This is a genomic window from Vibrio sp. NH-7 (genome assembly GCF_053643215.1).
On sequence record NZ_CM132188.1, the window covers coordinates 1,074,204 to 1,088,848 of the forward strand.

The following is a 14,645-nucleotide window of genomic DNA, read 5'->3' on the forward strand; positions in this document are numbered from 1 at the left end:
TTCCGAAGTATTAAATTACTTCTCTTTACCGAATACGTTGTTCTCTTGCTCTTGTACGCGGATGAAAGTCGTACGCTTAGTTAGCTCTTTAAGCTTTGCTGCGCCTACGTAGGTACACGTTGAACGTACACCACCAAGGATGTCAGAGATAGTGCCGTGAACAGAGCCACGAAATTGTAGAAGTACGGTTTTACCTTCAGCTGCGCGGTACTTAGCAACACCACCTGAGTGCTTGTCCATTGCTGACTGCGAAGACATGCCATAGAACTTCATGAAAGTTTCACCATCTTTTTGAATGATTTCACCGCCTGACTCTTCGTGACCTGCAAGCATACCGCCTAGCATGACAAAATCCGCGCCGCCACCGAAGGCTTTAGCCACGTCACCTGCACATGAACAGCCACCGTCACCGATGATCATGCCGCCAAGGCCGTGTGCTGCATCACCACATTCGATGATTGCTGAAAGCTGAGGGTAACCCACACCAGTTTTTACACGTGTAGTACATACCGATCCTGGGCCAATGCCCACTTTAACAATGTCAGCACCCGCTAGGATGAGCTCTTCACACATGTCGCCCGTTACCACATTACCCGCAGAAATCACTTTATCTGGGAAGGCCGCTCGAACGCGCTCTACGTACTCAACCAAATGCTCTGAGTAGCCGTTGGCAATATCAATACAGATGAAGATAAGTTCTTCAGATAGCGCCATGATGTCTTTGGTTTTTTGAAAGTCAGCGTCTGAAGTGCCGGTAGAAACAAAGACGTTGTTAAGCGTTGCTTTGTCTGCTGATTTAACGAAGTCGGCCCACTGTTCAACGCTGTAGTGCTTATGAACAGCTGTCATAACACCGTGCTCAGCCAGTGCTTTTGCCATCGCAAAGCTACCTACAGAGTCCATATTGGCAGCAATAACTGGAGTACCAGACCATTGACGACCGCTATGCTTGAATGTAAACTCGCGGGTTAACTCAACTTGAGAACGACTTTTAAGAGTAGAACGCTTCGGGCGAAATAATACATCTTTAAAGCCTAACTTAAGTTCTTGTTCGATACGCATGATAAATTTTCCTGTAAGTAAATTTACGTGTCGTGCGTTTTCGGTAAACGTTGGCAGACGTTTTACTGAGTTTCGGACACAAAAAAACCGGAGCGTTGGCAGACGCTCCGGTTTTCAGCATTATAGGCCGCGATTTATTTCCCGCAAGACTGATATTTCTAATTTTTTTATGCTACAGTTCGGTTAAGTTGCATACCTAAGCACACTCCCCTCCTCTCCAAAGCTTCAAAAACATCACAAAAACAAACACTTAAAGAGCCATCAACTAAACGTTTGCGCAATCCTTTTCTTACCATCGGTGAGTACTATTCAAGCATTCGGTTGCAGGATCATTATGTTCAGTTCACAAACCAGTGTTTTTAGCCGATTAAACAACCTCTACTTTTGAGTGCTAACTGATGATTTAACACTCACAAAACGCAAAAAAGCAGAAAACGCCGAAGCGCCTTCTGCTTTCATTTTGAACGATGGCTGAATTAATTAGAGCTTAAAGAACGCCAGTTGCGCTTTTTGCTTCTCTGCCAGTGAAGATAATTCTTCGCTTGCACTCGCACTCTGGCAAATACCAGACACATTTTGATTCACCAGCTCAGACATGTTGACCACGTTGCGGTTAATGTCTTGGGTTACTTGTGACTGCTGCTCTGCTGCGGTTGCAACCTGTGTATTAGCGTCGTTAATGTTGGTCACGGACTCAGTGATTCCTTGCAGCGCACTGTTTGCTTGTTGCGCCAGTTCATTGTTCTTGGCCAACATTTCCAAACTAAGCTGCATGCTGTCATTCGCCATACCCGATTGCTTTTGTAGCTCTTCGATGATGGTTTGGATTTCACCAGTTGACTCTTGAGTGCGCGCCGCAAGCATACGTACCTCGTCTGCCACAACCGCGAAGCCACGACCAGATTCGCCCGCACGTGCCGCTTCAATAGCCGCATTCAACGCCAATAGGTTCGTTTGCTCAGATACACCGCGAATCACTTCAATCACATCGCTGATTTGCTCCGACTGCTCTTTTAGCGACAGAACCACTTGAGCCGCATCGTTAAGCGCATCGCCCATTTGAGCACTTGCCTGATTGCTCTCTTCGAAGATTTCCATGCCTGATGCAGCCAGTTGATTTGCTTCACGCGCTGTAGAATCAGCCACTTGCGCGTTGTCACTCACATTATCGGCGGTACTTGAAAGCTCATTTACGGCAGAAGCAACTTGCTCAATTTCCGCCAACTCTTGCTGGGCATTCGCTTGAGATTGTGTCATTACAGCAGCAAGCTCTGTTGATGCTGAAGCCACCTCTTCGCTAATACGCATCAGTTGATCAACGGTTGTATGGAGCTGCTCTGCTGTCGTATTGACGTCTTTACTAAGCTGAGAGATTTCGTTTTCACCATCGGCATTGGCGCGAATCGATAGGTTACCCTGTGCAAGCTCTCGCATCACTTCTTGCAGTTTTTGAACTGGCGTAACAATCATTCCAGATAGGACCCACGCCACCAACAATGAGATGGCTAGCACACTAAGTACAAGGAACATCGCCAAGTTCTTCACTTTGGTGTTTTGTTCAACACTTTGGTCCATAGCTAGCGTCGCAGCCTCATTGACCTTTTTAGATAGCGTATTGATTGATTGCACCATTTCATTGCCAGCAATACGATATTGGCTAATAAAGTTGCTGTACTCGAGTTCAGTCGCTAGCCCTTGGTCTTTTCGGTTGAACAAAGTCACGCCTTGGGTCGAGAATTGAACATAGTTTTCGATTGAAGCGCGCACGGTAACGATGTCATCACGGAACGTTTTACGCTCACGTATTAGGTCAAGATCTTGGTCGATTTCTCGCATTGCATTTTTCAGTTCGTTAAGGAACGTGTCACGACGTGACGCATCATAAATAGCATACACCGCACTAATACGAAGCGGGTAAACTTGGTCGTCAATCTTAGCCAGTGTGTCTTTGTAGAACACTAGAGCGTCGGTATTCGCGTCCATCAACTCTTGCTCAGCTTCCAAATTGTTTTTGGTCACCCAAAGGGCGATAAACAAGGCAACGGTTGTGAATAGCACAGGTAACAACACCTGTGTACGAATAGACAAATTTTTTAAGGATAATTGCATTATTGTTCTCAATCAGCTCGGTTGAGTCGTCCGTGAACTGGGAATATTCCCATACGATTTGTGGGGCGAAGTCTATCATAATATGTGATCAATGCCACAAAACATTGTTGGATAATTCATCAGTTAGTTGGAGACTTTTGTAAATATGCATTAACAAACACATGCAACAGGGTTATAAACGCAAACCTGAGCTATAGCATTGATAGAAAACAAATTGATAATGGTAATGATAAGAGATGACTCGCTCTCGGGGCTATCGCTCATCTTTCGGCGAGTCCATCACCACCATAGTCGTAATAGATTGAACTTGTGCACACTCACCAAGTACATCCGCATGAAATTTTTTATAACTGGTTAGATCCTGCGTCTCTACTCGTAGCAAATACTCGTTAGCACCAGTAATGTTGTGGCATTCAACCACTTCGTCAACAAACCGAACGTGCTCCTCAAACTCTAATTGCGCTTGCTTGCGGTGGCTTGCCAATCCAATCGACACATAGGCAACAAAGCCAACCCCTCGTTGAGCTCTGTCGAGAACCGCTCGATAACCTTTGATTACACCGCGCTTTTCCAAATCTTGAACGCGACGCAGCGTCGCCGATGGAGACAAACCAATCCGATGAGCGAGATCGACATTTGACAATCGTCCATCCCGCTTTAGCTCACGCAATATTATTTCTTCATACCTATCCATCACGCACCTTTATTGCAAACATACCCCTAATCATTCGAATAAAAACACATAATTGCGCTTCAATCTACTTAAACTGTTTCTTGACCGGTCAAACACATCCATTCATCTGTTGTAAACGTTGAGGAGACACTATGGAATTACAACAACTCAGTGCGTTGGCGATGTTTGCCTTTGTTTCTACTTTTACCCCTGGGCCAAACAACCTCATGTTGATGACTTCTGGCGCCAATGTTGGCTACCAGAGAACCTTGCCGCATATGCTGGGAATTACCTTAGGGTTCGGGTTTATGGTGCTGCTGGTAGGATTGGGGTTAATCGGCGTCTTCAATGCCTACCCTGTCTCTCATACCGTTTTAAAGTGGCTGAGTCTTGCCTACTTAGCTTACCTCGCGCTCAAAATCGTCCGTTCTGGGAAAGCGGAAACCCGTGACGACTACAAACCCATGACCTTCCTTGGCGCTGCGTCTTTCCAATGGGTTAACCCGAAAGGCTGGTCGATGGCACTTAGTTCTGTAGCGATCTACAGCAGCTCTGGGAATTGGCATGAACTGTTGATCATTTCCGCCATGTTTATGCTGGTGAATATGCCGTCATGCAGCTTTTGGGTACTTGCAGGGCGCGAGTTACAGCGATGGTTGACCTCCGCCAAACGAGTGCGAGTGTTTAATCTCACCATGGCGGCACTGCTGATTGGTTCGACAGTGCCTATGTTGTGACCGTCTGCGCAAATGTAAATTTAATTAAAGAGGCTTCGGAACTGTTTTTTTACCTGTTAATCTAAATGAGAATAAGAATAACTATTGAGTAGAAAAATGAAAAAACCTTCAGCTAAGCTTGTCACCGTTACCGATACTTTTTCCGTCACCCCAAATATGCAGCGCATCACTCTACAAGGTGAAGCGCTGGCTGATTTTCCTCTCGACTGCGAAGGAGGCTACATCAAGCTGCTGTTCAATCAAGTGGGTGGAACCGATCTGTCCCAGCAAACAGAAGATAGCCGCCCTGTCATGCGTACTTATACGATTCGGCGCTTTGATCCGAATAAGTCGCAAATCGAAGTCGATTTCGTAAAACACGTCACCGAAGATCAACAGTGTGGTTTTGCCGCGCGTTGGGCCATGGCAGCAAAGCAGGGGGATACGATTCATATCGCGGGCCCTGGGATCATTCAAAACATGAACCTTGATGCCGACTGGTACTTTATGACCGCCGACATGACCTCTTTACCCGCGCTATCAGCGAAGATTCAACGCTTACCGCAAGATGCGCAAGGGTATGCCGTGATCAAGGTTCAGACCGAAGATGATATACAAACGCTAGAAGCACCAGCAGGTATGCAGATCGAATGGGTGACCCAAGACTCGTTAGAAGATGCCGCTAAACGCAAGCCTTGGCTCAACGGTCAAGTCTCGGTCTGGTGTGCTTGTGAGTTTGACTCGATGCGTGCGCTGCGTCAGTACTTCCGTAATGAACACAACGTAGATCGTGAATACATATACATCAGCAGCTACTGGAAACAAGGGGTATCTGAAGATGGCCACAAAGTACTCAAACGCGAAGATGCCGAACGCCAACCTAATTGAGGTTTGAAAACTCCACCAGACGAGCTTGAAGTGAACAACTTCAGGCTCAGTCTTTCAACTTTTCGGCTAAAAAATCAATCAGTAAGCGTACTTTAGGAGATAAGTTTCGGTTTTGCGGATAAAGAGCCCATATCCCTTCTCGCTCATCCCGATAATCGCTCAAGACTTCAATCAAGCTGCCTGTATCCAACGCCGATTGGACATAATAATCAGGCAATTGAACCAAGCCTAAACCGCGTATCGCAGCGTCAAGCAGCGAATAACCCGAGTTGCAGTGAATGCGCCCAGAAACGCGGATTGACTTTTCACCCTTGCTATCTTTAAAACGCCAGTAATCAACCGACCCCACCAAACATTGGTGATTCGAGAGTTCAGACAATGTATGAGGCTCACCAAAACGGTCGAGATACTCTTTACTTGCGCATACATAAAGTTGACGACTCGACAAACGCTTTGCGACCAAACTCGAATCTTGCAATCTTCCTAGTCGAATCGCGACATCAACGCCCATCTCAATTAAATCGAGCTTTTGATTCGTCAGATTCAAATCCAAATCTACTTGTGGGTACTTTTCCAAAAACTGATGCAGCAAAGGAGCGAGCTGCTGTTCTCCATAGGTGACCGGGGCCGTCACTTTTAATAACCCTTTTGGCGTTGATTGCATTTGAGTAACGGCTAACTCCGCAAGCTCTAACCCTTCGACTAACTGCTTACACTGCTGATAATAAAGTTGCCCCGCTTCGGTAAGCGAGACTCGCCGCGTGGTTCGATTGAACAACTTCACCGCCAAGCGCTCTTCCAACGACGAGACTCTGCGGCTAACCTGAGCGACAGAAGTATCGAGCTTTTTCGCTGCTGCGGTGAAAGATTGCGTCTCTGCCACGCCAACAAACTCGCTGACACCTTCCCAATTTGCCATTACATTTATCCATCAAATACATGCTTAACTACGTCTTATTGTTGCACTGAGGTAATAATAAACGCAACACGCTTATCGCTGTAAAATGGCGCGCTTGTGGTAAACTTTTCCCTTTATTGGTTATTGAATTAAATCCATGTCTAAATTGAAACTGTCTTTGCTCGGCGCTCTAGTGGCCATAGCGGCGCTACTTGCTTACGTGTTTATCCCAACGCATGTGCGCTTGGGTAGCGAAATAACGAATCAAGAAGTGGGCGAAAACTATCGTCTAGTCGGTTACAAGGCAATCTCAACCAAACCGCAAGACGGTAAGCTGAACCATTACTTCCTGATCGCGAAAGACGCCACAATTGAAGATGCCGAACCTTTCTTAATCAGCTCTGATCCATTCTTAACCGTCGATAGCGTCGTCGATAACAAACTGAGCTTGAGTATTAAAGGTCGCGTAAAACACTTTGATAATGACCTCTGGGTCGAAAAAGGCGATGGCAAGGTTGAACACTGGTACATCAGCGCCAACATCAACTACGTGCGCTAGACTAGCAATCCGACCACAAACAGGTAAAATCACGTCCCTGTGATTTTGCCTGTAGTGAACCCGTCCATGCACCAACCGGAACAACTCTTTACCCGTTTTAACACCCCAATCGACGGAATAACGCTTCCAGAAAAGTTTACCTTCCCGTTCTACTACCAGCCTCATCCGCTGTGTGTTCTCGCGGCCGAGCAATTGCAAACGCATTTGACTCACCAAACTGACTGGCAGCACGATTTTGGCCTGACGGGGAATCAAGATGGCATTGGTAAGATGTTTGGCGTGCTTTTGGTGCACTCCCCAGACGGAGAACTTGGCTACTTTTCAGCATTCTCTGGAAAAATCGCCGATCAAAACCTGCTACCCGGCTTTGTGCCGCCAGTGTTCGATATGTTGGCAGAAGAGAGCTTTTTCCGATCAGATTTAGCTAAGATCACGGAACTTAACGAACAAGTAAAACAGCAGCAAGCCAATCCAGAGCTTCATGCGCTTCAACAACAGTTAGCGCAGTATCAGGATGACTATCAGCAAGCGGAGCAAACCCAGCGCGAACTGATGATTCAAGGCCGTGCGGCGCGCAAGAAGCAGCGAAAACTCGCAGAGCAAACGCTGGCTGGCGATGCGTTAACACTGGCGCTCGATGATCTGGCTAGGCAAAGCGTGGCAGAAAAGAATGTGCTTAAGTACCTCAAACTGGAATGGGAAGAGAAAATCAATCAAGTTTCCATTCAGTTGAATGAGCTAACCGAGCAAATCGATGCGATCAAACAGCAGCGCAAACAACGCTCCAATCAACTGCAAAACAAGTTGTTCGAGCAGTATCGCTTTTACAACATCCGTAAAGATGAAAAGTCTCTTAAAGCGATATTTGCCCCAACGACAAGCCCAACCCCACCAGCGGGCGCGGGAGAATGCGCAGCACCCAAGCTGCTTCATTTTGCGTTTAAACACGGCTACACACCGCTCGCTCTGGCCGAATTTTGGTGGGGCGTGTCGCCAAAGTCGGAGATTCGCAAACACAAAAGCTACTACCCGTCTTGCAACAGTAAATGCCAACCGATTTTGGGCCATATGCTAGAAGGTATGCGTGTTGACGACAATCCGCTAGAGAAAAGTTGGGCAGAAGACAAAGAGCTAGAGATCGTATATGAAGATGACGCTATGGTGATCGTCAACAAGCCGTCCGGTCTGCTCTCTGTCCCGGGTAAAACCATCACCGACTCCGCCTACACGAGATTGCAAAAGCGCTACCCAGATGCTGAGGGGCCATTTGTTATTCATCGACTCGATATGGCCACATCAGGAATCTTGGTATTCGCTCTAACCCGACGCGCCAACAAAAGCCTGCAGAAACAGTTTATCTCCCGCTCTGTGCAAAAACGCTACATCGCACAGATTGAAGGCGAAGTCGAAGCGCAAAATGGCACCATTAACTTACCTATGCGAGGCGATCCAGATGACCGACCGCGTCAGCTTGTCTGTTACGAGCACGGAAAACCCGCTGAGACCTACTGGGAATTGATCGAGACATCCAACGGGCAATCAAAGCTCTATATGCATCCCAAGACAGGTAGAACGCATCAACTCCGTGTCCATTGTGCTCATCACCTTGGTCTCAATATGCCCATCGTTGGTGATGCGCTATACGGAACAAAAAGTGATCGCTTACATCTACATGCTCAACGCCTTGAACTACACCATCCGTACAACCATGAGCCAATGACTTTCAGTGCAAAGTGTGAGTTTTGATGATAACAACTTGTTGCTTAATGATTAGTAATGGTTTTATAAATAACCCTGATTCATCCTGTGGTTGAGTTGATATTTTTGTTACAAGCACTCATTTGACGCAACCTTTGTTTAAAAACTCATACAGCACGGTATATACTATAGCGCTACTCAAGGGAGGCTCAATGAACAATCAAGCTCGGGATGAAATACAAACCATCTATTCTCAATTTCAACGCTATCCCGGTATTGATGGCGCAATCGTCATGGAACAACAGGTGTACGCGATCTGTGCGAAATATGACATTGAGTTGCCTCTCGCTCAGTTTCATTTTATTGAAGGATTAAAATGTAACCGAACAGATCGTATTGCAGAAGCGATTGATCACTACCTGAAGTGCCTTGAGCTTGTCACTGGGGAGGATGAAATTCTAGCCCTTCACGCCAACATATTGCTGGCGACCCTCTATACTGAGCAAGAGAATTACTACTCCGCCTATTTGATGTATAAGCGCGTGATCGACAACAGCGAAAAGCTCGATGACAACTACATGTCACTCGCTTATTGCAATGTCAGCAACTTATTACTTCAATTGCAGCAATATGACATGACTGTGGATTTCGCGAGTAAAGCGGTCGCTAGCGCGCGAAAAGTGGCGAACAAGTCGATTGAGTCCATTAGCTACCTAAACAAAGCATTGGCCCTTGCGCTTGCAAAGCAAATCCATCGGGCGATCGAGTGTGCCAATCACGCTTTGATGATCGCTTTGCAGATTGATAACCCGCGCACCATCGCCTATGCGTACGGCTACCTTGCGCGTATCCAGTCGATGTCTGATGATTACTCGATAAACGAGGTAAAAAGACATTTTCAACTCGCCAATAAGTACAGTGTTGTTCTCAAAGATAAGTACATCCAAATGGAGAACGACACCTATTACGCGCAATTTCTGGAAAAGCATGACATCGACTCGGAAGCGATCCAGTTGTGTCGACAACTAGAAAAGCTCATCGACCCGACCTGCAACATCAAGTTTCATCTGCTCTACTGCCAAGTGGCGATTAATCTGGCGAAAAAACACAATCAAGCTGAACTGGTTTCCCTACAAGCGACATATATAGAAGCCGCCAACCGAGCGCTCGCAGATACCCGCCAAAAGGAATACGCTTCCATCATCAGTAAAGTGAAGCAAACCGCGGATGACCAAGAGCGCCGTCTACAGCAAAAAATCAAAGAGCACATTGAAGCCATTACAGAAATTGGCCAAGAGTTAGCGACCTGCCAAGACATCTCGGTTCATTTACCCTCTATTTTTAGCAAGATCACCAACATCATTCCGAGCGAAGAGTTCGGTATTGCACTTTATGATGAACAACAAGGCATTCTCGATTATCGCTACTTTTACAACACTAAAGGTCCGATTGAGCGCTTCTATGTCGACTGCAACAAACAAACCAGCATTGGTTCTTATGTGGTCAAAACTAAATCCATGGTCCACCTAAACAACGCGGATGCCACCAGCGTCAGGGCAGCGATTGGCTTAAGCGTCGATAGTGACAATGCGGCCATTCATCGAAAAGCGGACACTCCTTCGAGTCAATCACTGATGTTTACCCCCATCCTGTTGGGGAACAAAGTGCTGGGTATTATGTCTACGCAACATACGGAATCTGGGCAGTATCAACCCCACCACTGCCAGCTGTTTGAACAACTCGCCAGTTTTATTGCCATCGCACTCGAAAATCATGTCCAGCGTCATAAGCTGCAACAAGCCAACAACTTGTTAGACAACTTATCGAAAACCGATCCATTGACCAAGCTCTACAATCGCTATCAACTGGATACGATTGCCCCGACGTTGATTCAAAAAGCAATCAATCAAGGCACGCAAATCGCCATCGTGATCATCGATATCGACTTCTATAAAGGCTACAACGATCAGTTTGGTCATCAAGCCGGTGATGAGGCGCTGAAGATCGTCGCCGCCAACATCAGCAACGCGTTTTCAGATACATCCATCGACCATATCTTTCGCTATGGCGGAGACGAGTTTCTGGTGCTGTGCGATGGTCAAACCGACGAGCAGGTCATCCGCAAAATCCATCAGTTGCAAAGCGCTATTTTGTCATTAAAAATTGCGCATCCACGTTCTTATGCCAGTGATTACCTCACGCTCTCGATCGGCGTGTCTAATCATCGTCTTTACAAAGAGCAACCATTAGATTTCAACGACCTGTTCAATGTTGCGGATAGCGCACTCTACACAGCAAAAGAGCAAGGAAGAAATCAGTTCCAATTGAGAAGTGATGATAGTTAACAAAGGGTTAGGTGCAACATTGTGTGAGTTCCTATCCCGGCTGTGAGCCAGCTCTGCCTTTCTGACCGATAGACAAAACTTCTATCGAAGTCCTAGCAATGACGCGTTACCATCAACAGCCACCACATAAGTTTGGAGTATGGTAGCTGTGTCCGATTATTCAGCCACGATTCGCTGGCAGCGTCAGCAAAATGAACCTTTTAGCGACAATCAGTACAGCCGAGGGCATCTGTGGGAGTTCGACGGCGGTGTCAGTGTCCCAGCCTCGTCATCGCCTCATGTGGTTCCGCTCCCCTACTCGGTCGCAGAAAACGTTGACCCAGAAGAAGCCTTCATTGCCGCTATTTCCAGTTGCCATATGCTGACATTTCTCGGCATCGCCGCAAAACAGCGGTATGTTGTGGATTCCTACGTTGATAACGCGATAGGTGTCATGGCCGAAGATGAAAACGGCTATACCTCTGTTACCGAGGTGACACTCTCTCCTACGATTTGTTTTTCCGGCGACAAGAAACCATCCTTTCAGCAAATTGAGAAAATGCACCATTTAGCGCACCGACACTGCTTTATCGCCAACTCAGTCAAAACCGACATTCGATTAAATCTCACCCACGAGGCAGAGTCATGAAAAACAAAGCGTTATTAGCCACTTTCATCGCTTTCGGCGTGTTCATTTTAGTCGGCCAGCAAGCCAACTTGTTCGGCTCAAACAAACCGGAATCTTTCCCTAAATTGCCGGACTCTCCCCATTTTGCGGTTTCAACCCAGCACGATGGCATCTGGCTAGGGCGCCGTGTCGATGTGACAGGCAACAATATGTGTGAGCGCACCACCATCACAGGCAAGGTTGTCGATGGATTTGCAACGCTGAACCTAACATACAATGGAACCTCTCTAAAAGGATGGATAAACGCGGACGAAGGCGAGCTCACTCTCTACGCTTCTAACCGTCAATGGGATTACCGCTTCAGTGGAAGTGTTGGGAAAGACAAAATTCAAGGCAAGTGGTTCCTGACTAATGGTCCATGTAAAGGAACCTGGTATCTCGAAAAACAAGTCTAATCACACTCACCAGTTCATGGTACACTCTGCGTCAATTCAGGGGATTTGATTCCTCAAGACTATTAACACAGAGTGTCACCCATGCCGTTCGCAAAACTAGGCCTAAGCCAACCGTTAACTCAAGCCATTCAATCTCTCGGTTACAGCAAACCCACAACCATCCAAACCAAAGCGATCCCAGCTATTTTACAAGGGGATGACCTTATTGCGGCCGCTCAAACCGGCACGGGGAAAACCGCGAGTTTTGTCTTGCCTATTCTGGAAAAATTGGCGAAGGGTGAAACTCAGCGAAAAAAACGAGTACGTGCGCTAATTCTTACGCCGACTCGCGAACTGGCTCAACAAATTGAACAGAAAGTGCGCGACTACGGTCAGAATTTATCACTTACGTCTCTCGCTATGTATGGTGGCGTGGATGAAAAGCCACAAAAGCAAGCCCTTATCGAGGGTGTCGATATTCTTATCGCAACACCGGGTCGATTGCTCGATATGTACGGTAAGCGCGCGGTTCACTTTGAGGAAATCGAAGTGTTGGTAATGGATGAAGCAGATCGCATGCTCGACATGGGCTTCATCGATGACATCAATAAGATTCTAGATCGTCTGCCAACCGATATTCAGCACCTGTTGTTCTCCGCGACGCTTTCTAACAAAGTACGAGACTTGGCGAAAACCGCCGTGCATGACCCGTTTGAGATTTCGATCGCCGCCAATCAAGCATCAAAAAAGAACATCGAACAATGGCTTATCACTGTTGATAAAGACAAAAAATCGGCGCTACTTAGCCACATGATCAAAGAGAATAATTGGGACCAAGCCCTGATCTTTATCGAAACGAAGCACGGCGCAGCAAAACTGGCATCGCAGTTAGAAAAGCGTGGGATCGAGGCAGAAGCCTTCCACAGTGGACGCAGCCAAGCGGTGCGCTCTAAACTGCTGGCTGACTTCAAAGCAGGCAAAATCAAGTACATGATTGCAACCGGTGTCGGCGCACGTGGTATCGATATCGAAGGGCTCACTCGTGTAATCAACTATGACCTGCCTTTCCCTGCCGATGAATACGTTCACCGCATTGGCCGAACTGGTCGTGCGGATGCGCAAGGCGAAGCAATTTCGTTCGTGTCAAAGGACAACTTTAAAAATCTGTGCATGATAGAAGCACGTCTAGGTCACTTGATTGAGCGCCGAGTGATCGAAGGGTTTGAACCACGCAAAGTCGTGCCGATGAACAAAAGACTCAATCAATAGTCCCAATCGAGTAAAGAGGCCAAGTTGGCCTCTTTTCTTTAATCATCGACCACTTTAAGTACATTAGAGGGTTTCTCCTTGGCGAATACGAAGTGGCTGCCTTGGCGCTCTTTAGCGATATACATTGCCTGATCGGCCAATTTCACTAAGTCACGATGATTGTCCGTACAATTCGGATACACGGCAATACCGATACTGACGCCAACATGATAACCTTTATTACCGATGACAATCGGCCGCTCAACTTCATGAATGATTTGAGTCGCTTTAGCGGAAATAAAAGACTTGTCCGTCAGTAAATCCAAGCAGACAACAAACTCATCCCCGCCGAAACGGCTCACGATATCCGTCTTCCTCGTGACGGTTAAAAGGCGCTCAGAAAGACGTATCAAAACTTCATCACCAATATCATGGCCGTAGGTGTCATTGATCTCTTTAAACTTATCCAAGTCGAGAAAAAGCAACGCAACCAATAGCCCCGTTCTTTCTGCTTTCTCTAGCGCGGTTTGCAAGCGTTTTTCCATCGAGCGTCGATTGAGCAATGCCGTCAGAGAGTCATGCTCTGACAAATATTCGAGCGCATGCGTTTTCTTTTCGAGTTCAAGGGTTTGTTTACTCACCTCGTTCTCCAACTGAGACTTAGTAAACATACTGTGCTCTAACTCTTCATTCATTGCGTTAAACGTTTTTCCCAATGTACTGAACTCATTGTCTAAGTGTTCGCAGTGAATTCGATGGGAAAAACGACGTTTTTTAACACTGTTAATGGCCGTTGAAATCGCGCGCGCGCCAATACGGAAACTTTTAAGCAACATAAACGCAGCGAAGCTCATGCCAACAGAGAACATCACCAGCACAACCGCAAGATAGACCATGGTCTCCTCGATTTTGAGGTTAGTCTGGGAAAGTTCGGTTTCGTGTTCGCTTGAAATGTATTCGTACATGTTTTGAATCAACATATTGTACCGTCCCGTCAATACTGCTTGTCGCTGCACGATGAAATCGCGTCTTGCAGTCAACTGCTTGAGCTCGGCTTGAAACCGCTTGTCTTCCGATAGAAGAGCGGTAAGTTGATTGTTTAATCGGTTGAGCTTAGTGACTTTAGTCACATTGACGTTGGACATGGCCAATCGTTCAGACAAGCGTTTTTGCTGCTCGACGAGATTAGAAAAGCTTTTGTCGTCTTTATATTCTAAGTAGAGCCATAGCTCACCTTGAAGAGCACTGACTTCCGTCTGGATCTCAAGCAGTTTCATCTGGTTACGTGTTGCGTCAACGTGTTGGTTGTACAAACTGTACATTGACCATGCGGAGATCACTGTCATCAGAATACCAATCCCAAGCAGCGTATACATTTTAGAAGTGATTGAACCTTTCATTGTCACTC

The 14,645-nt window shown here is 46.6% G+C and carries 13 protein-coding genes; 8 read left to right on the forward strand and 5 right to left on the reverse strand.

The window, feature by feature from the left end:
* Positions 1–15: 15 nt before the first annotated feature.
* From ACUALS_RS19050 to ACUALS_RS19060, 3 genes are all read right to left on the reverse strand, one after another.
* Positions 16–1,062 (reverse strand): GMP reductase, encoded by a 1,047-nt coding sequence (locus ACUALS_RS19050; protein ID WP_454449406.1) that lies wholly within the window; start codon positions 1,060–1,062, stop codon positions 16–18.
* A 480-nt stretch (positions 1,063–1,542) separates the two neighbouring features.
* Positions 1,543–3,171: a methyl-accepting chemotaxis protein gene (locus ACUALS_RS19055; protein ID WP_454449407.1), complete on the reverse strand. Its 1,629-nt coding sequence runs from the start codon at positions 3,169–3,171 to the stop codon at positions 1,543–1,545.
* 253 nt (positions 3,172–3,424) lie between these two features.
* Positions 3,425–3,865, reverse strand: a complete 441-nt coding sequence (locus ACUALS_RS19060) for an Lrp/AsnC family transcriptional regulator (protein WP_454449408.1) — start codon at positions 3,863–3,865, stop codon at positions 3,425–3,427.
* Positions 3,866–3,996: 131 nt separating this feature from the next.
* Here ACUALS_RS19060 and ACUALS_RS19065 point away from each other — a divergent pair, with 131 nt between their 5' ends.
* Both ACUALS_RS19065 and ACUALS_RS19070 read left to right on the forward strand, forming a co-directional pair.
* On the forward strand, positions 3,997–4,581 hold the full coding sequence (locus tag ACUALS_RS19065; RefSeq protein WP_454449409.1) for a LysE family translocator: 585 nt from the start codon (positions 3,997–3,999) through the stop codon (positions 4,579–4,581).
* Positions 4,582–4,677: 96 nt separating this feature from the next.
* The gene (locus tag ACUALS_RS19070) at positions 4,678–5,448 is read left to right on the forward strand and encodes a siderophore-interacting protein (RefSeq protein WP_454449410.1); all 771 of its coding nucleotides are present in this window, start codon (positions 4,678–4,680) and stop codon (positions 5,446–5,448) included.
* A gap of 46 nt (positions 5,449–5,494) precedes the next feature.
* Here the strand turns inward: ACUALS_RS19070 and ACUALS_RS19075 are convergent, their stop codons facing one another.
* Positions 5,495–6,367, reverse strand: a complete 873-nt coding sequence (locus ACUALS_RS19075; RefSeq protein WP_005472351.1) for a LysR family transcriptional regulator — start codon at positions 6,365–6,367, stop codon at positions 5,495–5,497.
* Positions 6,368–6,503: 136 nt separating this feature from the next.
* Between ACUALS_RS19075 and ACUALS_RS19080 the strand changes: the two genes are divergently transcribed.
* From ACUALS_RS19080 to ACUALS_RS19105, 6 genes are all read left to right on the forward strand, one after another.
* Positions 6,504–6,905, forward strand: a complete 402-nt coding sequence (locus ACUALS_RS19080; protein ID WP_039624389.1) for a hypothetical protein — start codon at positions 6,504–6,506, stop codon at positions 6,903–6,905.
* A gap of 66 nt (positions 6,906–6,971) precedes the next feature.
* Positions 6,972–8,651 carry a pseudouridine synthase gene (locus ACUALS_RS19085; protein WP_454449411.1) on the forward strand — a complete coding sequence of 560 codons (1,680 nt, stop codon included), beginning with the start codon at positions 6,972–6,974 and terminating at the stop codon, positions 8,649–8,651.
* A gap of 164 nt (positions 8,652–8,815) precedes the next feature.
* Positions 8,816–10,948, forward strand: coding sequence for a diguanylate cyclase (locus ACUALS_RS19090; protein ID WP_454449412.1), 2,133 nt, complete (start codon positions 8,816–8,818; stop codon positions 10,946–10,948).
* A gap of 148 nt (positions 10,949–11,096) precedes the next feature.
* Complete coding sequence (locus ACUALS_RS19095) at positions 11,097–11,576, forward strand: OsmC family protein (RefSeq protein WP_038141156.1); 480 nt, start codon at positions 11,097–11,099, stop codon at positions 11,574–11,576.
* Positions 11,573–12,010: a hypothetical protein gene (locus tag ACUALS_RS19100; protein ID WP_454449413.1), complete on the forward strand. Its 438-nt coding sequence runs from the start codon at positions 11,573–11,575 to the stop codon at positions 12,008–12,010. The genes ACUALS_RS19095 and ACUALS_RS19100 overlap by 4 nt, the downstream gene beginning before the upstream one ends.
* Positions 12,011–12,091: 81 nt before the next feature.
* Complete coding sequence (locus tag ACUALS_RS19105) at positions 12,092–13,258, forward strand: DEAD/DEAH box helicase (protein ID WP_005472311.1); 1,167 nt, start codon at positions 12,092–12,094, stop codon at positions 13,256–13,258.
* Positions 13,259–13,296: 38 nt separating this feature from the next.
* On the opposite strand, the gene ACUALS_RS19110 is transcribed toward ACUALS_RS19105, so the two are convergent.
* Positions 13,297–14,637, reverse strand: a complete 1,341-nt coding sequence (locus ACUALS_RS19110) for a diguanylate cyclase domain-containing protein (protein ID WP_454449414.1) — start codon at positions 14,635–14,637, stop codon at positions 13,297–13,299.
* Positions 14,638–14,645: the final 8 nt, after the last annotated feature.

Bases quoted from the DNA above. Each gene is read 5' to 3' on its own strand.
- ACUALS_RS19105 (WP_005472311.1), top strand. From the start codon at position 12,092: ATGCCGTTCGCAAAACTAGGCCTAAGCCAACCGTTAACTCAAGCCATT.
- ACUALS_RS19100 (WP_454449413.1), top strand. From the start codon at position 11,573: ATGAAAAACAAAGCGTTATTAGCCACTTTCATCGCTTTCGGCGTGTTC.
- ACUALS_RS19065 (WP_454449409.1), top strand. From the start codon at position 3,997: ATGGAATTACAACAACTCAGTGCGTTGGCGATGTTTGCCTTTGTTTCT.
- ACUALS_RS19110 (WP_454449414.1), bottom strand. From the start codon at position 14,637: ATGAAAGGTTCAATCACTTCTAAAATGTATACGCTGCTTGGGATTGGT.
- ACUALS_RS19055 (WP_454449407.1), bottom strand. From the start codon at position 3,171: ATGCAATTATCCTTAAAAAATTTGTCTATTCGTACACAGGTGTTGTTA.
- ACUALS_RS19050 (WP_454449406.1), bottom strand. From the start codon at position 1,062: ATGCGTATCGAACAAGAACTTAAGTTAGGCTTTAAAGATGTATTATTT.
- ACUALS_RS19080 (WP_039624389.1), top strand. From the start codon at position 6,504: ATGTCTAAATTGAAACTGTCTTTGCTCGGCGCTCTAGTGGCCATAGCG.
- ACUALS_RS19070 (WP_454449410.1), top strand. From the start codon at position 4,678: ATGAAAAAACCTTCAGCTAAGCTTGTCACCGTTACCGATACTTTTTCC.
- ACUALS_RS19085 (WP_454449411.1), top strand. From the start codon at position 6,972: ATGCACCAACCGGAACAACTCTTTACCCGTTTTAACACCCCAATCGAC.
- ACUALS_RS19075 (WP_005472351.1), bottom strand. From the start codon at position 6,367: ATGGCAAATTGGGAAGGTGTCAGCGAGTTTGTTGGCGTGGCAGAGACG.
- ACUALS_RS19060 (WP_454449408.1), bottom strand. From the start codon at position 3,865: ATGGATAGGTATGAAGAAATAATATTGCGTGAGCTAAAGCGGGATGGA.
- ACUALS_RS19090 (WP_454449412.1), top strand. From the start codon at position 8,816: ATGAACAATCAAGCTCGGGATGAAATACAAACCATCTATTCTCAATTT.